Source organism: Pseudomonas sp. P105 (assembly GCF_032614175.1).
Classification (GTDB): domain Bacteria; phylum Pseudomonadota; class Gammaproteobacteria; order Pseudomonadales; family Pseudomonadaceae; genus Aquipseudomonas; species Aquipseudomonas rhizophila.
In genome coordinates this window covers 5,217,409-5,239,375 of record NZ_CP126693.1, presented here as the reverse complement: position 1 = coordinate 5,239,375, position 21,967 = coordinate 5,217,409, and the positions used below count along the sequence as shown (strand labels likewise).

Sequence of the window (21,967 nt, the reverse complement as noted above, 5' to 3'; positions counted from 1 at the left end):
GGTGGTTGAGCTTACAAACATGTTGTCTGACACGCCGCTATCGCGAGCAGGCTCGCTCCCACAGAAGGAGAGGGGGCGAGCCCTTGAGTTACCACCTCGTCCTCCGCGATCTACACCCGCTCAATGCACAATTGAATTGGGCGGCAGATGCCCCAGCCGTTCCGTCAGCCGGATTCGCTGGATCGGGTCTTCGCTGAGCATCAGCGCGTGCTCCAAGTCGAATCGTTCGGCGTTGGGACAGTCGAGCCGTTGGTATAGGCTGGCGCGGGCCAGGTAATCGGCGGCGCTGGCGTTGCCCAGTTCAAGCACCCGTTCGGCGTCGATCAGTGCAGCAATGTAGTCGTCGTTGGTCAGATGCAATTGGCGAAGATTGCGCGACAGGCGCTGGAGCATCTGCATGGGCTCGGCACTGACCAGGTGCTCGGCTTTGAGGGGCATGTTGGCGCCGTATTGGCGTTGCAGCAATTCCCGACAGTCGTTGGGGTACAACCGGCGTCCGCCACACGGGTCGAGCAGATGATCGGCACCGGGGACCCGCAACAGGAAGTGACCGGGGAAATTGACACCGACCATCGGAATCTCCAGGCCACGAGCCAGCTCCAGGGCGATCAGGCCGAGGGCCAGGGGCTGTCCACGTTTACGCGTCAGCACCTTGTCGAGCAACGCGGCCCGTGGGCGCAGGGGCGTGAAATCATCCTGGGCGAATCCAAGGTCATTGAGGCGGCGCAGCAAGGGTTGGCCCAGTTCGCTGACGGGCAGCATCGGCAGGTCATGGCTGACACGCTGTTGCAGATCCTTGAAATCGTTCAGCAACGCCGGTACGTCCACTTCGCGATCATGTTCGGCAGCAATCCACAACGCTGCTTCGAACAGCGCCGGTGGGGAGCGGTGCAGGCAATCAAAAAAGGCTTGGCGCGGTGTCATCACAGTCTCCGGGCTATGCCTCGTTTTTAGCTCTGCTGCGGGCTTTCGTCCAGTCTCGTCCGGGGAAGGAATCAGGTTATGCCCAAAAGACTGGCCGTCCGCTCGACTTATTCCGGCGCGCTCCAGCAAATTTTGAGCGCACGCCTATACTGGCGGAACAAACAAAAGTGATTCGGGAGCCTGTCGATGTTTGCTCTCATGCAAAGCTCCCGCCTTGAATCGCTGCACCTGAGCGTAGACCCGGCCACCGGGTTGAAGGCGGTGATTGCCATTCATTGCAGCCGTCCTGGGCCTGCTCTGGGTGGATGTCGTTATCTGTCCTACCCCGACGATGAAAGTGCCGTGGTCGACGCCGTGCGCCTGGCCCAGGGCATGAGCTACAAGGCCGCACTGGCCGGCTTACCGGTGGGCGGCGGCGTGGCCGTGATCATGCGTCCGGCCCATGTCGAAAGCCGCGCTGCGCTGTTTGAGGCATTTGGGCGCTGCATCGAGCAACTGGATGGCCGCTATATCACCGCCATCGACAGCGGCACCTCGGTGGCGGACATGGACTGCATCGCCCAACAGACCCGTCATGTGACCAGCACCACGGCTTCGGGAGACCCAGCGCCTCACGCGGCGATGGGGGTATTCGCCGGCATCCGTGCCACGGCCATGGCCCGCCTGGGCAGCGATAACCTGGAAAGCCTGCGGGTAGCGATCCAAGGCCTGGGTAATGTCGGTTTCGCCCTGGCCGAACAGTTGCACGCCGCAGGCGCCGAACTGTTGGTCAGCGACATTGACCCTGGCAAGGTTCAACTGGCGATGGAGCAACTGGGCGCGCATCCGATCGCCAACGATGCACTGCTCAGTACCCCGTGCGACATCCTCGCCCCCTGTGGCCTGGGCGGGGTGCTCAATAGCCAGAGCGTGGCGCAACTGCGCTGCTCGGCGGTTGCCGGGTCGGCCCATAACCAGTTGAGCAACCTGCAGGTGGCCGATCAATTGGAACGGCGTGGGATCCTCTATGCGCCGGATTATGTGATCAACTCCGGAGGCCTGATCTATGTCGCCTTGAAGCATCGCGGCGAAGAGCTGTCGACGATCACCGCGCATTTGTCGAAGATCGGCGCCCGGCTTACGGAAGTCTTTGCCCACGCCCAGGCAGAAAAACGCTCACCGGCCAGGGTGGCCGATGAATTGGCAGAGCGTTTGTTGTACCGATAAAAAAGATCGCAGCTTTCGGCGGCTCCTGGGTGGATTCCATGGAGCCGCCGAAGGCTGCGATCTTTTCAAGGCTTATTCAGCAGGGGCATTGAGCAGTTCGGACAAGGCGTCCGGTTGACTCTTGAACGCCTTGGCGAACACATCGCGATTTTTCGCCATGTAGATGCCGGCTTCCTCAACCTGTTTCTCGCTCAGCGAGGGAACGGCTTTTTGCAACACTTCGGCCAGCAATTCGGCGAGTTCCAGCATTTTGTCATGACGGTCAGCTTCGGCTTTATCCATGAACAAGCGCTCCAGATCTCGGCTGCTGCGGTATACCACTTCGACGGCCATTCACCACCTCACATGCCTTCACATTGGTTATCTTTGTGACTACTGTATTTATATACAGCCAAAAGGATAAGCGAAACCCTTCCCTTTGGATAGTGGCTTTTTAATGTAGACGTATTTGCACATTTGTCGCGAGCGCTGGTGTGGGAGCCAGCCTGCTCACGACAGGGCGGCATCAACATCGCAAAAGTGTCGGGTTGCGGCCCATCGCCATCTCACCCTCAGCCGCTGGCCTTTTTTCTGCATGCAGAACAACCGTCACGTCCAACCCGCATCATCCGGTCGAGTCGACCTAAGGAAACTACATCGTGAAAATCAACTGGGCCGAGAACCTGCGCCAGAACGTACATCAGTTGGCCGAATCCCTGGGCAATCTGTTCGTCGAGACGTTCCATTACCTGGCACTGTTTGCCATCGGAGCGGTGACCGCCTGGGCGGCGGTGATGGAGTTTTTGCAGATGCTCGAGCAGGGGCACATCAAGATCGATGACATCCTGCTGCTGTTCATCTATCTGGAATTGGGAGCGATGGTCGGGATCTACTTCAAGACCAACCACATGCCGGTGCGGTTCCTGATCTACGTGGCGATCACGGCGCTGACGCGCTTGTTGATTTCCAACGTCTCCCACCACAGTCCGCCTGACCTGGGCATCATCTACCTGTGCGGCGGCATCTTGCTGCTGGCGTTCGCGATCCTGGTGGTGCGTTACGCTTCCTCGCAGTTCCCTTCGGTGAAAATCGAGCACCCGCACCGCAAGGTTGGCGCGGGTTCCAGCGAGCACGCCGAAGTGGAGAAGGGCGAAATCTAGAAACCGGCGGGGGCGGATGTCGCGCCCTGCGTCTGCGGTGGTGGCAGCTTGACGTTGTCACCGCCGGTCATGGCTTCGAGGATCGCCACAGCGCTGTGGCCCTGCTCGATGGCGATGCCGAACTGGATGCTCTGGACCAGGCGCCGCAGGCGTTCCGGGTCATTGCGTTGCTGGGCGCTGATCATGCGCTTGGCGACGATGCGCCCGGCCTTGGAGAGGGTCAGCATGATGCTGCCGTCCAGGCCCTGGATGCTCAGATTGATTTGATACTGCGGCGCAAAAGCGTCGGTAATGAGCTGAAAAGGGTTGTCCATGATGCGTCACCGCCTGATTGAACGTGCAGTTGTTGACCGGCCGTGATCGGGATTAGTTCGCGATACCGGACCACCGGCCATTCCATGATCGTGCTTCATCCAGAGCCAGGCAGAGGCTGGATCGGAAGATCCCAACCTGCCACAGCTCCAGTAGAGAGATAGCAAGGGGCATGCCGGAAAAACTGCCGGACAATGATCACGGCGCATAGGCGCTGAAGGCCTTGGCCTGCGGGCCGGGGGGCTGCCCGTTTCTGTGCAGGAATGGGCGAATGGTCGCTGACGGTGCAGGGTGAGCGCAGAATTTTCGTGGGGTAAGCAAGGCGAGGCAACTCCCGACATTAACAGCGCTTTTGTCCGTTGTCCGGCTTTATTTGCGTATGAATATTTATCTTTTCGAAGGGGTTGAATTGTTCTGCCGCCAGCCCGACTCTGTATTCAAGGGGTCGTCGCGCTACCGTCGATTGGCCCCTGGCGAGCTAGCCGAAATAAGGGATGAACTATGCAAATCCAAGTCAACAGCGATAACCATATTCAAAGCAGCATCCGACTGGAGGAGTGGGTACGTACTACCATCGAAAGCACGCTCGAACGTTATGAAGAAGACCTGACACGGGTCGAGGTCCATTTGCGGGACGAGAACGGCGACAAGCCCGGTCCCCATGACTTGCGTTGTCAGCTGGAAGCACGGCCAAAGGGTCTGCAACCGGTCTCGGTGACACACAAGGCCGATACGCTGGAACTGGCCATCGAAGGGGCGGCTACCAAGCTTGAACATGCCCTGGAGCATCTGTTCGGCAAACTGCGCGTCAAACGCGCCACCGCTGAGAAACCGACCGAGTCGGTGGCCTTGGCCGATGCGATGCTGGAAGAAGAATTCCTGGAGAACGAACGGGCTGCACTCAACGGCTGAGCCTAATTCTTTTTACTGACCGACCGAAAACGGGCCTGCCAACGCAGGCCCGTTTTGCTTGCACTCCATATTGGATGCGCCACGGTATCGCGAGCAGGCTCGCACACACTGGACCTTCAGTGGACGTGAATGTTGCGTTCGGCATAGCACTCCTGTGGGAGCGAGCCTGCTCGCGATGGCGATAGTGCGTCTGGTAGCTTGTTCGCTAGCGCAAAAACGCCTGTCGATACTCGCCGGGTGTCGCGCCGAGGGCCTGCCGGAAACGATTCGTAAAATGGCTGGCGCTGGCGAACCCGCAGGCCAACGCAACCTCACCCAGCGGTTTTGACGTGCTGCGCAGCCAGTGCCGCGCGTGGGCCAGACGTCGTGCCAGTACGTATTGATGGGGCGGCAGGCCGAAGCTTTCGCGGAACATCCGGGCAAAGTGGTATTCGGACAGCGCACACAGCGCCGCCAGTTGGCCGAGGCTGATGGCGTCGGCCAGATGGCTGTCGATGTAGTCCACCAGCATTCGCCGCTGGTGAGCGGCCAGTCCGCCCTTGAGGCGAAGCCCCTGGCGCTGGCCGACCTGACTCAATAGCAGATGGTTGAGCAAGTCATGGGCCAGGCTGGTGGTCAGAAGGCGTTCACCGGGCTCATCCCAGTTCAGGGCGATCAACTGGCGAAAGCGCTGTGCCTGTTGCGGGTCGTCGAGAAAGGTGGCTTCGCGCAGTTGCACTTGCCGCGGCTCGCGATCCAGTAGCGTGACGCAACCGAGGGCGAATTGCTCAGGGCTGAAGTACAGGTGGGCGAGGCGAATGTCGCCATTGATGACCCAGGCCGATTCGTGCCCGGCCGGCAGGACGCAGAGTTTGCCGGGTGCCCCGGTGGTGTCGGGGCGTTCGCGGCGAAACGTGCCGGTACCACCGGCGATGTAGCACGACAGCGTGTGGTGAGTCGGCGCCTCGTAGTCTTGGGCGTCGTGATGGTTGCTCCACAAAGCGGCCGCCATGCCATCTCCAAGCTCGGCACTGTGCTCAAGGCGAGCATTGGGCGAACTGTTGAGGGCTTGAAAGACTTGCAGGGTTTGCAGTGTGGGCATGATCGGGTCTCTCCAACGCCTTGCATCCTACTCCGTCGATCGGCTCATGCCAGCCTGCAAAGCGACAAAACCGCAAGTTTACGCAAGCGCCCGGTGGTGGGCGGCGCAACACTGGCGGTCATTGTCAGGAGTTGCCGTCATGAACCTCTCGTTGTATCTACTTACCGTGCTCATCTGGGGCACCACCTGGATTGCGCTGAAATTGCAGTTGGGCGTGGTCGCCATCCCCGTGTCGATTGTCTATCGCTTCGGCCTGGCGGCGCTGATTCTGTTTGTGATGCTCTTGCTCAGCCGACGTCTGCAAGCCATGAACCGGCGTGGTCATTTGATTTGCGTGGCCCAGGGCCTGTGCCTGTTTTGCATCAACTTCATGTGTTTCCTCACTGCCAGCCAATGGATTCCCAGCGGGTTGGTCGCGGTGGTGTTCTCTACCGCCACGCTCTGGAATGCCCTCAATGCCCGCGTGTTCTTCGGCCAAAGGATCGCCCGCAACGTCTTGCTGGGCGGCGCCTTGGGCTTGCTGGGGCTGGCGCTGCTGTTCTGGCCGGAGCTGGCGGGTCATAGCGCAAGCCCGCAAACGCTGCTCGGGTTGGCCTTGGCGCTGCTGGGAACCTTGTGCTTTTCGGCGGGTAACATGCTCTCGAGCTTGCAACAGAAGGCCGGTCTCAAACCGTTGACCACCAACGCCTGGGGTATGGCTTATGGTGCGGCGATGCTGGCGGTGTGGTGCCTCTTCAAAGGCATCCCGTTCGATATGGAATGGAACGCGCGCTATGTCGGCTCGCTGTTGTACCTGGTGATCCCAGGTTCAGTGATCGGCTTCACCGCCTACCTGACGCTGGTGGGGCGCATGGGGCCGGAGCGGGCGGCGTATTGCACGGTGCTGTTTCCGGTGGTGGCGTTGAACGTCTCGGCGTTGGTCGAGGGCTACCAATGGACGGCGCCGGCACTGCTCGGGCTGGTGCTGGTGATGTTGGGGAACGTGCTGGTGTTTCGCAAACCCCGGCCCGTGGCGACGCAAGCCGCCCTGGGCGCACGCTGAGCCAGGGGATGGCAGGCCCGGCCCCGGCGCCTGCCCAATGGTTTACTTCCAGACTTGCGGGTTGACCAGGTTCTTCGGTCGCTCGCCCAGCAAAGCGCTGCGCAAGTTTTCCACGGCAAGATTGGCCATGGCTTCACGGGTTTCGTGGGTGGCCGAGCCGATATGGGGCAGGGTTACGGCGTTTTTCAGCTGGAACAGCGGCGATTCGGCCAATGGTTCTTTCTCGTAAACGTCCAGCCCGGCGCCGCGGATGCGGTTGTTCTGCAAGGCTTCGATCAGCGCCGGCTCATCCACCACTGGGCCGCGGGAAATATTGACCAGAATGGCACTCGGTTTCATCAGGGCCAGTTCGCGCTGGCCAATCAGGTGGCGGGTCTTCTCACTCAATGGCACCACGAGGCAAACAAAGTCTGCTTCGGCGAGCAACTGATCCAGCTCGCGAAATTGTGCGCCCAACTGATCTTCCAGTTCGGTCTTGCGGCTGTTGCCGCTGTAGAGAATCGGCATGTTGAACCCCAGCCGGCCACGCCGGGCAATGGCGGCGCCGATGTTGCCCATGCCGACGATGCCCAGGGTCTTGCCGTGCACGTCAGTGCCGAACAGCTGCGGGCCGACCGTCGCCTGCCATTGGCCGGCCTTGGTCCAGGCGTCCAGTTCAGCGACGCGCCGGGCGCTGCTCATCAGCAGGGCGAAGGCCAGGTCAGCGGTGCTTTCGGTGAGCACGTCAGGGGTGTTGGTGAGCATGATTCCACGCTCATTGAAGTAGGCCAGGTCATAGTTGTCGTAACCCACCGACACGCTGGACACCACTTGCAGATTCGCGGCGCTCTGCAGTTGTTCGCGGCCGAGCTTGCGTCCGACACCGATCAGGCCATGCACGTGGGGCAAGGCTTCGTTGAACTGTGCATTGATGTCGCCGTTCGACGGATTGGGCACGATCACGTCGAAATCCTGTTGCAGTCGTTCGACCATCTTGGGTGTGACACGGCTGAAGGCAAGTACGGTTTTTTTCATCGCAGAAGGCTCATCAGGCAAGGAATACCAAGCACGCTAACATTCTGGATGTGGGTTAGGCGAGAGGGGAGCGTCGATTGAGGCGAGTCAGTGGCAGGAATGGAGTACTTATGGGCAGTACCTATGGGGGAGCATCTATGTTGGATGTGGGAGCGAGCCTGCTCGCGATGACGGCGGCACATCCACCATCACTGCAAACTGATCCACCGCTATCGCGAGCAGGCTCGCTCCCACAAGGGATTTCTATTTCATCCCTGGGGTGTTTACGCCGCCCGCAGCGAAATAAACGCGTAGTTGACCGGTGCCTCAGTGGCGACCCGTGCTCCACTGGCCAGGACCTGGCAGGCCACGTCATCACCGGACAAATGGAACTGCCATTCACTGGCCGCTTGCTCCAGTGGCTGTAAACGGACCTGATCAATGACGGTGGCGAATGCACTCATGTCCGGCAGGTACGCGGTAAACCCGTCACCCTTCAGCGCGGTGGTGAGGATGCCCAGCGAAGCGCAGATGCGCTCCTTGATCCGGATTTCCTCGCGATCGGCCTGACGTGAGCGTTCGATCAACTGCGCCAGTTCCTTGTCGACCAGTTCACCGCCGAGTATCAGTTGCGGTCCGGTCTCCCACGACTCTGGCGGGCATTCCTTTACGGCAATGTTGAGCGGGATGTGCGGGTTGATTTCCATCGGATAGATACGGCACACCAAGGGGCGGCGCTCGTAGATGCGGCACAGGTTTTCTTCGTCAAGATTGCGGCAGCGCCCGGCGTTATAGGCGGCGAAGGTGATTGCCACCAAGGCCTCGGTGGTGCCGCTGTGGACCCGCGCCGAACGGCGCTCAGCGTGTTCGCGTTGCGCCGCCGGCAGGCCGAGGCCGTTGGGCAGGAAGGCTTCCACCAGGACAATCACCTGGCCGCCGTCGTCAGCCCACATCCGTGCCTCGTCGAGGGTCAGGGGGACATGGTGATCGGTGCAGCATTTGCCACAGCCTACGCAGGAAAACGTTGTGTTCATTGAGCGCCCGGTCAAAAGCTGGAAGGCGGCGACAGAAAAACGCCGCGATTAACCGATGCGAAGCAAGTTGTGCGCCATCACCGGCTGTTGTCGGCGGGGCGGATGGAGTCCCACTCGGTCACGTAGGCGGTCTTGGATTTCTTGCGGTAAAGGCACAGCTCGGTGCCCGTCGCGCCTTTCATGTGTTTCTGCGGATACTGGCCTTGCAGCAACAGCGCGGTATAACCCACCCGGTCATCGAACTGCGCGGCAGTGCCCACAGGCTCGGCGTTCTTCAAGCCGCTGGCCTTGATGCAACTGGCAAGCACGGCTTTGTCATGGGTGGCCCAGGCTTCTGGGCTGGAGGCGTGGGCCTGGGCGGCGAGGGCCGTGAAGCCCAAAAACATGAGTGCGTGGATTTTCATCAGCAAGATCCTTGTTCCGGGAAGCCAGGACAGGAGTATGCCTGAGGTGCCGGGATGATCATTCCCCTATACGCATGGGAATGATCATCAGGCATGACTCAGTGGCCTTGCTCGGCAACCGCCTTGGCGGCCGTGATCAGGCACTTGGTCAGCTCCGGTGAGGAGAACTTGGTCAGCACGCCATTGGCCCCGGATAGCCGAGCCTTCTCGCTGTTCATGGCGCTGTCCAGCGAGGTGTGCAGCAACACATAGAGGTGGGCGAAGTCCGGCGTTTCCCGCAGGGTCCGGGTAAGGGCGTAGCCGTCCATCTCCGACATTTCGATGTCGGAAACGATCAGGTTGATCTGCTGTGCAGTGCCTTGCAGGTCCAGCAGGCATTCGATGGCTTCCTTGGCGCTGCGAGCGGTGTGGCATTGCAGGCCGAGGTTGCGCAAGGTGTGTACCGATTGTTGCAACGCCACCTGACTGTCATCGACCACCAGGATCCGCGCGTTGCCCAGGACTTCGGCGTCTTCCATGCTCAGCTCGGTGGGCGCCGTTTCAATCTGCGCCGGGGCGATACCGTGGATGACTTTTTCGATGTCCAGCACCTGCACCAGCGTGCCATCCACCGACGTCACGCCAGTGATGAAGGCGCGTACGCCGCCTGAGCCGAAAGGCGGGGGTTTGATGTCGGTGGTCAGGCAATGCACGATCTTGCTCACCGCCTGCACATGCAGACCCTGTTTGGATCGACTCACATCGGTGACGATCAGGCAGCCGCCATCCGGATCTTCCAGGGGCCGTTCGCCGATGGCACGGCTCAGGTCGATTACCGACAACGAGGCCCCGCGCAGGGTGGCGATGCCTTTGACGTGCGGGTGCGATTCCGGCAGTTTGGTCAACGGCGGGCAGGGAATGATTTCGCTGACTTTGAGCAGGTTGATTGCCATCAGCTTGCCGCTGCGCAAGGTAAACAGCAGAAGCGAAAGTGAGTCTGCGCGGGCTTGGTTGGAAGACATAAAAACCTTCTGTGGAAAAAGGTGGGGCGAGCGTGAAGAACGCCAAAACAGCTTTTGATATTGGGTTATCGACCCGATGGGGGCTGGCTTTAGGGCGAAACCCACAGACAATCGATTTCAGCTCAGTGGCCTGGGAATGCACACGCTATGGTCAGGCGATAAATGCCCTCGCCACATGGGGCGTCGGAGGTACAGAAGGTTTTATTTGAGTCCCAACCGCTTGGCCATCCGCCCCAGGTTCGCCCGATCCAGACCCAGTTCCCGGGCGGCGCTGGCCCAGTTGTGCTGATGCCGTTCCAGGCAGGCGATGATCAGCTTGCGTTGAAAATCGTCCATGGCTTCACGCAAGTCCCCCGTGACCCCCTCCAGGGCAGGTGCGGGGCTGGCGGATGAAGGTGGCGGGTTTTCTTCCGGGCTGCGGGGCAAGTCCAGGTCCTGGGCGCTGAGGCTGAGGATCTTTGGCCGCACCGGACACCGGCCCAAGGCTTTCAAGGCGCTTCGGCCGATCAGGTGCTCCAGTTCACGCACGTTCCCCGGCCAGTCATACGCCAGCAATGCGGCCTGGGCGTCACTGGTCAGGCGCAGGCTGCCCAGGCCCATGCGCGAACGGTTCTGCTCCAGGAAAAAACCGCTGAGCAGCAGCACATCGCGCCCACGATCCCGTAGTGCCGGCACCAGCAACGGGTACACGCTCAGACGATGATAGAAGTCGGCCCGATATCGCCCGTTGCGCACTTCTTCAGCCAGATCGCGATTGGTGGCCGCAATCAGGCGTACATCGACCCGATGTTCCTTGTCCGAGCCCAGTCGTTGCAACTGGCCGCTCTGCAACACTCGCAGCAGCTTGGCCTGCACGGTCAAGGACAACTCGCCCACTTCATCGAGGAACAACGTGCCGCCATCGGCCAGTTCGAATTTGCCGCGCCGGTCATTCGTGGCCCCTGTAAACGCGCCGCGTACATGGCCGAAGAGTTCGCTTTCCACCAGGGTATCCGGCAGTGCAGCGCAATTGAGGCTGATAAGCGGCTGCTCGGCGCGCTTGGAGGCCGCGTGTATGGCTTGGGCGACCAGCTCCTTGCCAACCCCGGTTTCGCCAGTGATCAGCACCGTCAGGTCGCTGCCCCCCACCAGGTTGATTTCTTCCACTAATCGCTTGTGGGCCTTGCTCTGGCCGACCATGTCGCGAGGTTGCTGGCCGCTGGCCTGGCGGTAGACCTCGGCGCGGCGATGTTCGTCTTCGGCTTTCAAGGCCAGCCGATCAATGCGTTCGGCGGCGCTGACCGTGGCGGCGGCCAGGCTGGCAAAGGCCTGCAAGGCGCTCAGGTCGATCGGCTCGAAGCGTTCGGGGTTCAGCGCATCGAGGGTCAGCAGGCCCCACGGTTGCTCGTCGACGAACAGTGGGCAGCCCATGCAGTCGTGGACCTCCAAGTGCTCAGCCAGACCTTCGACCAATCCGTCGTACGGGTCGGGCAGGTCACTGTCGGCGGCAAAGCGAGTGGGCTGCGGGCTGGCCAGCAGTGCCTGGAAGCGGGGGTGTTCGCTAATCCGGAAGCGTCTGCCCAGGGTATCGGTACTCAAGCCATCCACCGCCAGCGGCACCAGACAGTCCCCATCCAGGCGTAACAGCGCGGCGGCGTCGCAGGGCAACAGGGCTCGCAGCGCGCCAAGCAGGCGTCGGTAGCGCTCGCCTTCCGGCAACTCGCGGGAGAGGTCGGCCACCAGCGGAAGCAGTGAGGTCAGCAGGGAGGTTGCGGTCATAATGACTCCATATGGTCTTAATGACTATAAGATACCATATGTCTTTATGACTACTTAATTCGTAAGCAATTGAAAATGTTCAATAAATTTTATGGCATGAAACCTGATAGGCATAGGTATCAGTTTTTCGTAATACGCCAGGAGTCACCTTATGCTCAGCCGAGAAGAACGCGCCATCATCCGCTCCACCGTGCCCTTGCTTGAAAGCGGTGGTGAAGCGCTCATTACTCACTTCTATCGCATGATGCTGTCCGAATACCCGCAAGTGCGCCCGTTGTTCAACCAGGCTCACCAGGCCAGCGGTGATCAGCCCCGTGCCCTGGCCAACGGCGTATTGATGTACGCCCGGCACATTGACCAGCTCGATCAGTTGGGCGACCTGGTGGCCAAAATCGTCAACAAGCACGTCGCCCTGCAAATCCTGCCGGAACATTACCCCATTGTGGGGGCCTGCCTGTTGCGGGCGATCGCCGAGGTGCTGGGTGAAGAGATCGCCACGCCGCAAGTGATTGCCGCGTGGGGCGCTGCCTATAACCAGTTGGCCGATATCCTGATCGGTGCCGAAACCGGCATGTACGAGCAGAAAGCCGCAGCGCCGGGCGGCTGGCGGGGCGAGCGTGAGTTCATCCTGGCAGCCAGGGTGCAGGAGAGCTCGGAAATCACTTCGTTCTACTTCGAACCGGCGGACAAAGGCGCGATCCTGGTGGCGGAACCAGGCCAGTACATCGGCATGAAGCTGGTGTTGGATGGCGAGGAGATGCGCCGCAATTATTCTCTGTCGGCCCTGGCGGACAACGGTCAGTATCGCATCAGCGTCAAGCGCGAGCCGGGCGGGCGCGTGTCCAACCACCTGCACCATCATTTCCCGATCGGCAGCAGCATCCAGTTGTTTCCACCGTCAGGGGACTTCTTCCTGACCCAGAGCGACAAACCGCTGGTGCTGATCAGCGGCGGCGTCGGCATCACGCCGACCCTGGCGATGTTGCAGGCGGCGCTGCAAACCGAGCGGCCGGTGCATTTTATCCACTGCGCACGTAACGGCGGCGTGCACGCGTTCCGTGACTGGATCGATGACCTGGCCCAGCGGCATCCACAACTCAAGCGCTTCTATTGCTATGACGAAGATGACGGCTTGAGCCCGGCGGCTGACAAGGTCGGCTTGTTGAGCCAGGAACAACTGGCGCAATGGTTGCCGCAGCAGCGTGACCTGGATGCCTACTTCCTTGGGCCCAAGGGCTTCATGGCCGCCGTCAAGCGCCACCTCAAGGCACTGGGTGTGCCGGACGGGCAAAGCCGCTACGAATTCTTCGGCCCGGCGGCGGCGCTGGAGTAACGGCGGGGCGAGCCGGGGTGATCCGGTTCGTCTGCATCGCGAGCAGGCTCGCTCCCACAATGGATTTGCGGCGGGCACGATTGGGTGATCAACGCAAAGACAACTGTGGGAGCGAGCCTGCTCGCGATAGCGGCGCCATGTTCACCCCATCCCGCCTGACTTCTCCAAGCAAAATTAATCCGTACTTAACCTCCCTCCTGTTTATTCCCCTCAATTTGGGCGGCAGCCGCTCGTTCTCTGTCATGGTCAGCGTGTAGACTTTGGCCATCCGACAGTGCGCCGGGTTTCTCCAGGCTGCGCGTCGATCCAATGCATACAAAGGGAAACGCAATGAATGAGCAAATGCTGCGCTTAGGCCGTGAACGGCGCTATCTGGTGCTGTTGGGGCTGATCTGTCTGGCGCTGATCGGCGGTGCGCTGTATATGCAGGTGGCGCTCGGCGAGGCGCCGTGCCCGCTGTGCATCCTGCAGCGGTATGCACTGTTACTGATCGCCATTTTTGCCTTCATTGGTGCGGCCATGCGTACCCGTCGCAGCCTGACGGTTTTCGAAGGCCTGGTGGTGCTCAGCGCCCTGGCCGGCGCGGCGGTAGCGGGGCATCACGTGTACACCCAGTTCTTCCCGGCGGTCAGCTGTGGCGTCGACGTGCTGCAACCGATTGTCGATGACCTCCCGCTGGCGAAGATCTTCCCGTTGGGCTTCCAGGTCGACGGCTTTTGCTCCACCCCGTATCCGCCGATCCTGGGCTTGTCCCTGGCACAATGGGCACTGGTGGCGTTCGTCCTCACGGCGATCCTGGTGCCGTTGCTGGTGTCGCGCAATCGCAAACAACTGCCCTAAAGCGCCTCAATCAGACGCCCCGGTTTTCTGTAGGAAGCCGGGGCGTTTTGCGTTTCAGTCTTACTGCGTGCCAGCCTTGATCCGAGACAATAATGAGTCGCGACAGCGTGCGACACGTTGTCACACATTTGCTGTCATCCGGCCACTTGCTGCGCGAATAAGCACCTCGTTCTGCAATGAAAAATCAGCCGTTGCAGGCTCCATCCGGCTAACTGGCTCCCCCCGGAGCAGGCATTTCTAACAGTCGGGCGTCTTGCCGCCCAGCCCCCGAATGACGGGGGCTCTACGGGCGTAAAAAGCCTCTTTAATCAGCGCAAGCTGTCTAAATCGGGCGTAGTAGACCTACGTTTTCTGGGGTTCTTGTTGAGAATGAATTTCGATAAGATGCCGGCTTGTTTCGAATTCTGCGAAAGATTGTTGCTCGATTTGATGAAAATTATTTCAGGATAAGACATGGTCTCCGGCGCCTCAGCTCACTACAATCGCCCGCACCGAATTTCCGACCCGGCTCAAGCTTGAGTCCGTGAGGTGGTCGAAGGGCTCAACGCCCCATGCGACCCCAGGTGTCGGTGCCTTCCAACTACCCGCACCAAATGGAATTGGGCTGTAACAAGGCCTTTGACCTACGAATTCGAATAAGAACTCACTGCTGGCCCGGGATGTGTCGAACAGCGTCTGACGCTGCGACGGTCAGCCCTTATTCAATCCAAGAAAAATGCCAACCCTTGGCAGGGTGAAGTGTTGGCGATCAAAACCCAACTGCATTGCGCAAGCTGCTTTAGAGGTCGTGAGATGAGTAAAAACAGGTACCCCCGATTACTAGGCTTGTTGCCTTTGCTCGGCACGTTGTTGCTGGGAGGCTGCAACATGACCTTGCTCGATCCCAAGGGTCAGGTCGGCCTGGATGAACGTAATCTGATCATCACCGCTACGCTGTTGATGTTGCTGGTCGTCGTGCCGGTTATCGTCATGACCTTCCTGTTCGCCTGGAAATACCGCGCGTCCAACACCAGTGCCACGTACACGCCCAAGTGGTCGCACTCGACCAAAATCGAAGTGGCGGTGTGGACTATTCCGGTACTGATCATCATTGCCCTGGGTTACATCACCTACAAGTCCACCCATGCCCTTGACCCGTATCGTCCGCTGGACTCCGACGTCAAGCCGATCACCATTGAAGTGGTCTCGATGGACTGGAAGTGGCTGTTCATCTATCCGGAACAAGGCATCGCCACGGTCAACAAGATCGTGTTCCCGGCCCACACGCCGATCAATTTCAAAGTCACCTCCGACACCGTGATGAACTCGTTCTTCATCCCGGGCCTGGGTGGCCAGATCTACGCGATGGCGGGCATGCAGACCAAGCTGCACCTGATCGCCAACCAGAACGCCGAACTCGACGGTATCTCCGCCAACTACAGCGGCGCGGGTTTCACCGGCATGAAGTTCAAAGCAATCGCCACGACCCAGGAAGAATTCGACGCCTGGGTCAACGATGTGAAGAAGGCACCTAAACAGCTTGAAAAAGCTGAATACGAAGCCCTTTCCAAACCGAGCCAGAACAACCCAGTCGAGCTCTACTCTTCGGTCACGCCGAACCTGTTCCAGACCATCATCGACAAGTATGAAGGGATGAACCCGGGCAAGCCGATGCACCACGAGAAGAACGAAAAGGATGTGGCCCACAACATGGAAGGGATGGACATGAGTTCGCATTCAGCTGCCGGGGCAGAGGAGTAAACGATGTTTGGTAAATTAAGTTGGGAAGCGATCCCGTTCCACGAGCCGATTGTCATGGTGACCCTTGCCGTGATCGCGCTCGGTGGTCTGGCGTTGTTCGCGGGGATTACCTACTTCAAGAAGTGGACCTACCTGTGGACCGAGTGGCTGACGTCGGTCGACCACAAGAAGATTGGCGTGATGTACATCATCGTCGCCATGATCATGCTGCTGCGCGGTTTTGCCGACGCCATCATGATGCGTACCCAGTTGGCCATGGCCACCGAGGGTTCGCCTGGCTACCTGCCGCCTGAACACTATGACCAGATCTTCACCGCCCACGGCGTGATCATGATCATCTTCATGGCGATGCCATTCTTCACCGGCCTGATGAACCTTGCAGTGCCGCTGCAGATCGGCGCGCGTGACGTGGCCTATCCGTTCCTGAACTCCTTGAGCTTCTGGCTGCTGGTTTCCGGTGTGGTGCTGATCAACCTGTCCCTGGGCGTTGGCGAGTTTGCCAAGACCGGTTGGGTTGCCTATCCACCGTTGTCGGGACTGCAATACAGTCCGGGCGTGGGGATGGATTACTACATCTGGGCGCTACAGCTATCGGGACTTGGGACAACGCTAACGGGGGTCAACTTCCTGGCCACCGTGCTGAAGATGCGTACCCCGGGCATGAAGCTGATGGACATGCCGATCTTCACCTGGACCTGCACCTGGGCCAACGTCCTGATCGTCGCTTCGTTCCCGATCCTGACCGCTACCCTGGCTTTGCTGACGCTTGACCGCTACATGGATTTCCACATTTTCACCAATGAACTGGGTGGAAATCCGATGATGTACGTCAACCTGTTCTGGGCCTGGGGTCACCCCGAGGTGTACATCCTGATTCTGCCGGCGTTCGGGATTTTCTCCGAAGTCATCTCGACGTTCTCCGGCAAGAAGCTGTTCGGCCACCACTCGATGATCTACGCCAGTGGTGCGATCTCGGTGCTGGGTTTCATGGTCTGGCTGCACCACTTCTTCACCATGGGTTCGGGTGCCAGCGTCAACGCCTTCTTCGGTCTGGCGACGATGCTGATTTCTATCCCGACGGGTGTGAAGCTGTTCAACTGGCTGTTCACCATCTACCAGGGCCGTCTGCGTTTCACCAGCCACGTGCTGTGGACCCTGGGCTTCATGGTGACCTTCGCCATCGGCGGCATGACCGGCGTACTGCTGGCCATCCCGGGTGCGGACTTCGTGCTGCACAACAGCCTGTTCGTGATCGCGCATTTCCATAACGTGATCATCGGCGGCGCTGTATTCGGCTACATCGCCGGCTTCGCCTTCTACTTCCCGAAAGCGTTCGGCTTCAAGCTGCACGAGGGCTGGGGCAAGGCTGCATTCTGGTTCTGGATCTCGGGCTTCTTCGTCGCGTTCATGCCGCTCTATGCACTGGGCTTCATGGGCATGACCCGTCGTCTGAACGCCACCACCAACCCTGAGTGGGTGCCGTACCTGTACGTCGCCATGTTCGGCGCGGTGATGATCGCCGTGGGTATCGCCTGCCAGCTGATCCAGTTGTACGTCAGCGTGCGTGACCGCAAGAAGCCAGAGAACATGTGCGAACACGGTGATCCGTGGAATGCCCATACCCTGGAATGGTCGACCTCGTCGCCTCCACCGTTCTACAACTTTGCCGTGCTGCCGAAAGCCGACGTCATCGACCCGTTCACCGAAGCCAAGGAAAACGGTACCGCGTACCAGACCCCGGCCAAGTACGCGCCGATCCACATGCCCAACAACACCGCGACCGGTGTGGTCATGGGTGCGCTGTTGACCGTGTTCGGTTTCGCGATGATCTGGCACATCTGGTGGCTGGCCATCGCCAGTCTGGTCGGCACCGTGGTGTATTTCACCATTCATGCCGCCCGTGACGATCAGGGCTACATGGTGCCGGTGGATGTCATCGAGCGCATCGAAGCCGAGCAGCACAAACGTCTGGTCGCGGCAGGGAAAGTCCCAGCCACCGCCACCCGTGTTGAAACCTCGTTGGAACAGGCTTAAACCATGTCGAACTTAGTGACCAATGTTGGACACGCCCATGGTCATGACCATGGGCACGATGACCATCACCACGACTCGGGCGAGATGACCGTATTCGGTTTCTGGCTCTACCTGATGACCGACTGCATTCTGTTTGCGTCGATCTTCGCGGTGTACGCGGTGCTGGTTAACAACGTCGCCGGTGGCCCGTCGGGCCACGACATCTTCGAGCTGCCGTATGTGCTGGGCGAAACCGCACTGCTGTTGTTCAGCTCGATCACCTACGGCTTCGCCATGCTGGCGTTGTTCAAGGGCAAGAAAACCCAGGTACTGGGCTGGCTGGCGATGACCTTCCTGCTGGGCGCCGGCTTTATCGCCATGGAGATCAACGAGTTCCACATCCTGATCGCCGAAGGCTACGGCCCTAGCCGCAGCGGCTTCCTGTCCGGGTTCTTCACCCTGGTCGGCACCCACGGTCTGCACGTGACCAGCGGCCTGATCTGGATGGCGATCATGATGTACCAGGTCCACAAAAACGGCCTGACCGCCACCAACAAGACGCGCCTGAGCTGCCTGAGCCTGTTCTGGCACTTCCTGGACGTGGTGTGGATCTGCGTATTCACCGTTGTTTATCTGATGGGGACCCTGTAAATGGCTAACGCACATTCCCACGATGGCCACGACGCCGGCCACGGCAGCGTCAAGTCCTACGCCATCGGTTTCATTCTGTCGGTGATCCTGACGGTTATTCCGTTTGGCCTGGTGATGTACCCGACGCTGCCGAAAAGTCTGACCCTGTGGATCATCCTGATCTTCGCCGTGGTCCAGGTACTGGTGCACCTGGTGTACTTCCTGCACCTGGACCGCTCCGCTGCCCAGCGTAACAACGTGGTCGCGTTTGTCTTTGCCGCGATCGTCATTGTCCTGCTGGTCGGCCTGTCGTTGTGGATCATGTTCAGCATCCACACCAACATGATGGCGCACTGAGGAAAGTCCGGATGTCCTTAAAGCACTTTATCCAAATCACCAAGCCGGGGATCATTTTCGGTAACGTGCTTTCTGTGGCAGGCGGGTTTTTCCTGGCCTCGAAAGGGCATGTCGATCTGGCCATCTTTCTGGCGGCGATGATCGGCACTTCCCTGGTGGTGGCGTCCGGTTGTGTATTCAATAACTGCATCGACCGCGACATCGACATCAAGATGGAGCGCACCAAGAACCGCGCCCTGGTCCAGGGCCTGATCCCGGTGCAACTGGCCCTGGCGTTCGCCACGGTGCTGGGTGTCGCCGGTGTGGCGCTGCTGTACTGGGTGGCCAACCCGTTGGCGGCGCTGTTCGCGGTGATCGGGTTTGTCATCTATGTCGGTTTCTACAGCCTGTACCTCAAGCGCAAGTCGGTCCACGGCACGCTGGTGGGCAGTCTGTCGGGGGCGATGCCGCCAGTGATCGGTTACGTGGCGGTGAGCAACAGCTTCGACATGGCGGCGCTGACGCTACTGGTGATGTTCAGCCTGTGGCAGATGCCGCATTCCTATGCCATTGCGATCTTCCGCTTCAACGATTACCTGGCCGCCTCGATTCCGGTGCTGCCGGTCAAGCGCGGCATCCAGGTGGCCAAGAAGCACATCCTGCTCTACATCCTGGCCTTCCTCGTGGCAACCTTGATGCTGACCTTCAGCGGCTACGCCGGCATGAGCTACCTCGCCGTCGCCGCCGCCATGGGCATGTACTGGTTGTACATGGCCTGGACCGGCTACAAGGCGGTGGATGACACGGTTTGGGCACGCAAGCTGTTCGTGTTCTCGATCTTCACCATCACCGCCCTGAGCGTCATGATGTCCCTGGACTTCAAAGTGCCGAGTGAGTTGTTGCTGACTTACGCGCCTTAAGCTTCAGACGCCACACAAAAAGCCCCGCCTTCGAGAGAAGCGCGGGGCTTTTTTGTGGGTGTTGCTTCGAACTGCCGACATTCCTGTGGGAGCGAGCTTGCTCGCGAAAGCGGTGGGTCAGTTGAGGTGATGTTGACTGACAGGGCGCCTTCGCGAGCAAGCCCGCTCCCACAGGTCTACGGCGAGCACATAATCTGCGAACGCCGCTGATCCATTGTGGGAGCGAGCCTGCTCGCGATGACGCCGGCCCATTCAACATCGCTGCAAGCTGAACCACCGCTATCGCGAGCAAGCTCGCTCCCACAGGTTCTGGCGGCGGGCTGACAACCGCCGAACAAGAAGGCTTATTGCTGGGCGATGCTGTAGCCGTCGAACGCTTTCTGCTGTTGCAGGGCGGTGACGATGCTTTTGCGGGTGACCGGTTGTTCGGTGCCGTCGTTGTCCAGGAAGATGTCATTTTCCAGTTCGGCCTGGTCGCCTTCGCCGACGAAACTGAAGCCCAGGAATTCGAAGGCCTCGCGGTCGACGTTCGGCTTGGAGCGTGGGGTGCGCAAGGGCAGGGTGACGCTGATGCCGTCCTTGCTGATGACAAACACTTCGGCCTCTTTCTTGGGCCGCGAGGCTTTGCCTTTGCTGCCACTCGGATTGCTGATGGCCTGGTGGGTCTGGTTCAGCACTTTCAGGGCCAGGCCATAAACCAGTTCCTGGAAGGTCGGGTCGTCCTTGTAGCTGGACAGGATACGGCTGATGGGGAAGCGGCTGCTCAGGTCTTCCAGTGCCGCGAAATCGGCGGCTTCGGCGTCCTTGAGCTGCTTGAGCTGGCCCATCAGTTCGTAGGCCTTGTCATCGTCGAACGCGTCATGGGCCTGGCGGATGGCGTTGCGCAGCTCACGAATCTGATCGCTTTCGCGGTTCGACTGAAACGCATCGAGAACCATCTCACTGATGCTTTTGGCCTGAGGCAGATGCTGTGAAAGATTGATGGAGTTTTCGTATTCCGCTTTGGACGACAGGGTGACTACGGATTCAGCGGTATTGGAATCGGACATTGAAATTTCACTACTTCTGTTAGCTGGATGAGGCGAGAAAGGCGTTGAGCTTTTTTCCGGTCGCCTAATCTATTGGACCCGGGCGGCGTTGTCACGGTTGAACCGGTGGCAGGTCGGCATTTGTTGTTCAGGTACGCATCATTGGCAGATCACATTCTTGCCGGCCACCTTGGAGCGATACAGCGCCTGGTCCGCCCGGTCCAGCAGCATCGTGTGCTGCTCATCCCCACGCCGCTGCACCACGCCAAAACTCATGGTGACCTGGAAATCGCCCACCGGCAGCAGATCGGACAGGCTGCGGCGAATGGTTTCAGCCATCAGGCAGGCGTCGGCCAGGGAGGTATTGGGCAAAATCATGATGAATTCATCACCCCCCCAACGTGCGAGCAAGTCGCCGTCGCGTTCGCAGCGTTTAACGGCTTGCACCACTTGCACCAGCGCTGCGTCGCCGAAAGCATGACCGTAATGATCATTGATGTCCTTGAAGTCATCGACGTCCATGGCGATCAGTGACAACGGCTCGCGAAAACGCTGGGCACGCTCGCAGGCCAGCGGCAGGGCCTGTTCGAGACGATAGCGGTTGGCAACCCGCGTCAGGGCGTCGGTTTCGGCAAGCCTGCGGTTTTCGTCGAGCTGGATCTGCAACTGATGGTTGACCCGGGACAGTTCCAGGGTTCGCTCCTGGATGACGGCTTCCAGCGATTTGTTGCGCCGTTCCAGTTGTTCGAACAGACGCTTCTTGTCGTCAATGCTGCGATGGGCGCCGATCATCCGCGCCACCGTGCCGTCGGGGTTACGGGCGATCACATAGCCACGGTCCTCGATCCACATCCAGGAGCCGTCGCGCGTGCGACAGCGGTATTCGGCCTGGTAGTGATGGGAGCGTTGTTGCAGGTGGTCGTCGAACAAAGCCATCACCTGCGGGTAATCATCGGGATGGATCACGCTTTCCCACGTCAGCACGGTGTTATCGAGTGAGTGAGGCGGATACCCCAGCATCGTGTACCAGCCAGGGTTGCGGTAGACGAAACCGGTGTTGGCGTTCCAGTCCCAGATGCCATCGCTGACCAGCTCAAGGATGGTGTGCAGCACACCTTCGTCCAGACCGGACAGGTCGAGGCGCAGCATATCGATGTTCGAGGCGTCGCCCATCGTCGTTTCCTCAATCAGCCTTGATATCAAAATGCTCGTCCAAGGAAGAAGAGTAGCTGATGGGGCGGGGGGGCACTAGCGGGGTTACGCTCTGTTGGGGCGCTGACGAGGGCCGGGGGTGGACGGTCTGTGTGGGACTCAAGCGTTG

The 21,967-nt window shown here is 59.8% G+C and carries 22 protein-coding genes; 11 read left to right on the top strand and 11 right to left on the bottom strand.

The window, feature by feature from the left end; all coding sequences use genetic code 11:
* Nucleotides 1-120: 120 nt before the first annotated feature.
* Nucleotides 121-924, bottom strand: coding sequence for a SirB1 family protein (locus QOM08_RS23510; RefSeq protein WP_076383584.1), 804 nt, complete (start codon nt 922-924; stop codon nt 121-123).
* Nucleotides 925-1,110: 186 nt separating this feature from the next.
* Between QOM08_RS23510 and QOM08_RS23505 the strand changes: the two genes are divergently transcribed.
* Nucleotides 1,111-2,130 carry a Glu/Leu/Phe/Val dehydrogenase family protein gene (locus tag QOM08_RS23505; RefSeq protein WP_047228617.1) on the top strand — a complete coding sequence of 340 codons (1,020 nt, stop codon included), beginning with the start codon at nt 1,111-1,113 and terminating at the stop codon, nt 2,128-2,130.
* A 72-nt stretch (nt 2,131-2,202) separates the two neighbouring features.
* Here QOM08_RS23505 and QOM08_RS23500 read toward each other — a convergent pair whose 3' ends face one another.
* Nucleotides 2,203-2,463 (bottom strand): YebG family protein, encoded by a 261-nt coding sequence (locus tag QOM08_RS23500; protein WP_047228616.1) that lies wholly within the window; start codon nt 2,461-2,463, stop codon nt 2,203-2,205.
* Between the two features lie 305 nt (nt 2,464-2,768).
* Between QOM08_RS23500 and QOM08_RS23495 the strand changes: the two genes are divergently transcribed.
* Nucleotides 2,769-3,269, top strand: coding sequence for a phosphate-starvation-inducible protein PsiE (locus QOM08_RS23495; RefSeq protein WP_076383585.1), 501 nt, complete (start codon nt 2,769-2,771; stop codon nt 3,267-3,269).
* Here QOM08_RS23495 and QOM08_RS23490 read toward each other — a convergent pair.
* Complete coding sequence (locus QOM08_RS23490; RefSeq protein ID WP_047228614.1) at nt 3,266-3,583, bottom strand: DUF3509 domain-containing protein; 318 nt, start codon at nt 3,581-3,583, stop codon at nt 3,266-3,268. The two genes, QOM08_RS23495 and QOM08_RS23490, sit on opposite strands and share 4 nt — an antisense overlap.
* A gap of 499 nt (nt 3,584-4,082) precedes the next feature.
* Between QOM08_RS23490 and QOM08_RS23485 the strand changes: the two genes are divergently transcribed.
* Nucleotides 4,083-4,493, top strand: coding sequence for an HPF/RaiA family ribosome-associated protein (locus QOM08_RS23485; protein WP_047228613.1), 411 nt, complete (start codon nt 4,083-4,085; stop codon nt 4,491-4,493).
* Nucleotides 4,494-4,698: 205 nt separating this feature from the next.
* On the opposite strand, the gene QOM08_RS23480 is transcribed toward QOM08_RS23485, so the two are convergent.
* Nucleotides 4,699-5,574: a helix-turn-helix domain-containing protein gene (locus QOM08_RS23480; RefSeq protein WP_173406571.1), complete on the bottom strand. Its 876-nt coding sequence runs from the start codon at nt 5,572-5,574 to the stop codon at nt 4,699-4,701.
* 139 nt (nt 5,575-5,713) lie between these two features.
* Here QOM08_RS23480 and QOM08_RS23475 point away from each other — a divergent pair, with 139 nt between their 5' ends.
* Nucleotides 5,714-6,616: a DMT family transporter gene (locus QOM08_RS23475; RefSeq protein ID WP_107321893.1), complete on the top strand. Its 903-nt coding sequence runs from the start codon at nt 5,714-5,716 to the stop codon at nt 6,614-6,616.
* A 42-nt stretch (nt 6,617-6,658) separates the two neighbouring features.
* Here the strand turns inward: QOM08_RS23475 and QOM08_RS23470 are convergent, their stop codons facing one another.
* From QOM08_RS23470 to norR, 5 genes are all read right to left on the bottom strand, one after another.
* Nucleotides 6,659-7,630 (bottom strand): 2-hydroxyacid dehydrogenase, encoded by a 972-nt coding sequence (locus tag QOM08_RS23470; RefSeq protein WP_160893380.1) that lies wholly within the window; start codon nt 7,628-7,630, stop codon nt 6,659-6,661.
* A 263-nt stretch (nt 7,631-7,893) separates the two neighbouring features.
* A complete protein-coding gene (locus QOM08_RS23465) occupies nt 7,894-8,643 on the bottom strand; it encodes a YkgJ family cysteine cluster protein (RefSeq protein ID WP_316912201.1) in 750 nt (249 codons plus the stop codon).
* Nucleotides 8,644-8,720: 77 nt separating this feature from the next.
* A complete protein-coding gene (locus QOM08_RS23460) occupies nt 8,721-9,047 on the bottom strand; it encodes a hypothetical protein (RefSeq protein ID WP_139049168.1) in 327 nt (108 codons plus the stop codon).
* A gap of 98 nt (nt 9,048-9,145) precedes the next feature.
* Complete coding sequence (locus QOM08_RS23455; RefSeq protein ID WP_316912200.1) at nt 9,146-10,048, bottom strand: chemotaxis protein; 903 nt, start codon at nt 10,046-10,048, stop codon at nt 9,146-9,148.
* A 201-nt stretch (nt 10,049-10,249) separates the two neighbouring features.
* Complete coding sequence (norR, locus tag QOM08_RS23450; protein ID WP_316912199.1) at nt 10,250-11,806, bottom strand: nitric oxide reductase transcriptional regulator NorR; 1,557 nt, start codon at nt 11,804-11,806, stop codon at nt 10,250-10,252.
* A gap of 151 nt (nt 11,807-11,957) precedes the next feature.
* Between norR and hmpA the strand changes: the two genes are divergently transcribed.
* The 7 genes from hmpA (at nt 11,958) to cyoE (ending at nt 19,618) form a co-directional block, all read left to right on the top strand.
* On the top strand, nt 11,958-13,139 hold the full coding sequence (gene hmpA, locus QOM08_RS23445) for an NO-inducible flavohemoprotein (protein ID WP_076383593.1): 1,182 nt from the start codon (nt 11,958-11,960) through the stop codon (nt 13,137-13,139).
* A gap of 330 nt (nt 13,140-13,469) precedes the next feature.
* Complete coding sequence (locus QOM08_RS23440; RefSeq protein WP_047228601.1) at nt 13,470-13,979, top strand: disulfide bond formation protein B; 510 nt, start codon at nt 13,470-13,472, stop codon at nt 13,977-13,979.
* A 792-nt stretch (nt 13,980-14,771) separates the two neighbouring features.
* A complete protein-coding gene (gene cyoA / locus QOM08_RS23430; protein WP_188250947.1) occupies nt 14,772-15,719 on the top strand; it encodes a ubiquinol oxidase subunit II in 948 nt (315 codons plus the stop codon).
* Nucleotides 15,720-15,722: 3 nt separating this feature from the next.
* Nucleotides 15,723-17,753 carry a cytochrome o ubiquinol oxidase subunit I gene (gene cyoB, locus QOM08_RS23425; protein ID WP_188250946.1) on the top strand — a complete coding sequence of 677 codons (2,031 nt, stop codon included), beginning with the start codon at nt 15,723-15,725 and terminating at the stop codon, nt 17,751-17,753.
* Nucleotides 17,754-17,756: 3 nt separating this feature from the next.
* Nucleotides 17,757-18,383, top strand: a complete 627-nt coding sequence (locus tag QOM08_RS23420; RefSeq protein ID WP_047228598.1) for a cytochrome o ubiquinol oxidase subunit III — start codon at nt 17,757-17,759, stop codon at nt 18,381-18,383.
* Nucleotides 18,384-18,719, top strand: a complete 336-nt coding sequence (gene cyoD / locus QOM08_RS23415) for a cytochrome o ubiquinol oxidase subunit IV (protein WP_025211927.1) — start codon at nt 18,384-18,386, stop codon at nt 18,717-18,719.
* Nucleotides 18,720-18,730: 11 nt separating this feature from the next.
* Nucleotides 18,731-19,618 carry a heme o synthase gene (gene cyoE / locus QOM08_RS23410; protein WP_047228597.1) on the top strand — a complete coding sequence of 296 codons (888 nt, stop codon included), beginning with the start codon at nt 18,731-18,733 and terminating at the stop codon, nt 19,616-19,618.
* Nucleotides 19,619-19,962: 344 nt separating this feature from the next.
* Here the strand turns inward: cyoE and QOM08_RS23405 are convergent, their stop codons facing one another.
* Both QOM08_RS23405 and QOM08_RS23400 read right to left on the bottom strand, forming a co-directional pair.
* Nucleotides 19,963-20,667: a hypothetical protein gene (locus QOM08_RS23405; protein WP_092456206.1), complete on the bottom strand. Its 705-nt coding sequence runs from the start codon at nt 20,665-20,667 to the stop codon at nt 19,963-19,965.
* A 138-nt stretch (nt 20,668-20,805) separates the two neighbouring features.
* The gene (locus QOM08_RS23400; RefSeq protein ID WP_160893372.1) at nt 20,806-21,819 is read right to left on the bottom strand and encodes a sensor domain-containing diguanylate cyclase; all 1,014 of its coding nucleotides are present in this window, start codon (nt 21,817-21,819) and stop codon (nt 20,806-20,808) included.
* Nucleotides 21,820-21,967: the final 148 nt, after the last annotated feature.

Coding starts and splice junctions, on each gene's coding strand:
- cyoB (WP_188250946.1), top strand. CDS start 15,723: ATGTTTGGTAAATTAAGTTGGGAAGCGATCCCGTTCCACGAGCCGATT.
- norR (WP_316912199.1), bottom strand. CDS start 11,806: ATGACCGCAACCTCCCTGCTGACCTCACTGCTTCCGCTGGTGGCCGAC.
- QOM08_RS23485 (WP_047228613.1), top strand. CDS start 4,083: ATGCAAATCCAAGTCAACAGCGATAACCATATTCAAAGCAGCATCCGA.
- hmpA (WP_076383593.1), top strand. CDS start 11,958: ATGCTCAGCCGAGAAGAACGCGCCATCATCCGCTCCACCGTGCCCTTG.
- QOM08_RS23510 (WP_076383584.1), bottom strand. CDS start 924: ATGACACCGCGCCAAGCCTTTTTTGATTGCCTGCACCGCTCCCCACCG.
- QOM08_RS23470 (WP_160893380.1), bottom strand. CDS start 7,630: ATGAAAAAAACCGTACTTGCCTTCAGCCGTGTCACACCCAAGATGGTC.
- QOM08_RS23480 (WP_173406571.1), bottom strand. CDS start 5,574: ATGCCCACACTGCAAACCCTGCAAGTCTTTCAAGCCCTCAACAGTTCG.
- QOM08_RS23455 (WP_316912200.1), bottom strand. CDS start 10,048: ATGTCTTCCAACCAAGCCCGCGCAGACTCACTTTCGCTTCTGCTGTTT.
- QOM08_RS23460 (WP_139049168.1), bottom strand. CDS start 9,047: ATGAAAATCCACGCACTCATGTTTTTGGGCTTCACGGCCCTCGCCGCC.
- QOM08_RS23400 (WP_160893372.1), bottom strand. CDS start 21,819: ATGGGCGACGCCTCGAACATCGATATGCTGCGCCTCGACCTGTCCGGT.
- QOM08_RS23465 (WP_316912201.1), bottom strand. CDS start 8,643: ATGAACACAACGTTTTCCTGCGTAGGCTGTGGCAAATGCTGCACCGAT.
- QOM08_RS23475 (WP_107321893.1), top strand. CDS start 5,714: ATGAACCTCTCGTTGTATCTACTTACCGTGCTCATCTGGGGCACCACC.
- QOM08_RS23420 (WP_047228598.1), top strand. CDS start 17,757: ATGTCGAACTTAGTGACCAATGTTGGACACGCCCATGGTCATGACCAT.
- QOM08_RS23505 (WP_047228617.1), top strand. CDS start 1,111: ATGTTTGCTCTCATGCAAAGCTCCCGCCTTGAATCGCTGCACCTGAGC.
- QOM08_RS23405 (WP_092456206.1), bottom strand. CDS start 20,667: ATGTCCGATTCCAATACCGCTGAATCCGTAGTCACCCTGTCGTCCAAA.
- cyoA (WP_188250947.1), top strand. CDS start 14,772: ATGAGTAAAAACAGGTACCCCCGATTACTAGGCTTGTTGCCTTTGCTC.
- QOM08_RS23440 (WP_047228601.1), top strand. CDS start 13,470: ATGAATGAGCAAATGCTGCGCTTAGGCCGTGAACGGCGCTATCTGGTG.
- QOM08_RS23500 (WP_047228616.1), bottom strand. CDS start 2,463: ATGGCCGTCGAAGTGGTATACCGCAGCAGCCGAGATCTGGAGCGCTTG.
- cyoD (WP_025211927.1), top strand. CDS start 18,384: ATGGCTAACGCACATTCCCACGATGGCCACGACGCCGGCCACGGCAGC.
- QOM08_RS23490 (WP_047228614.1), bottom strand. CDS start 3,583: ATGGACAACCCTTTTCAGCTCATTACCGACGCTTTTGCGCCGCAGTAT.
- cyoE (WP_047228597.1), top strand. CDS start 18,731: ATGTCCTTAAAGCACTTTATCCAAATCACCAAGCCGGGGATCATTTTC.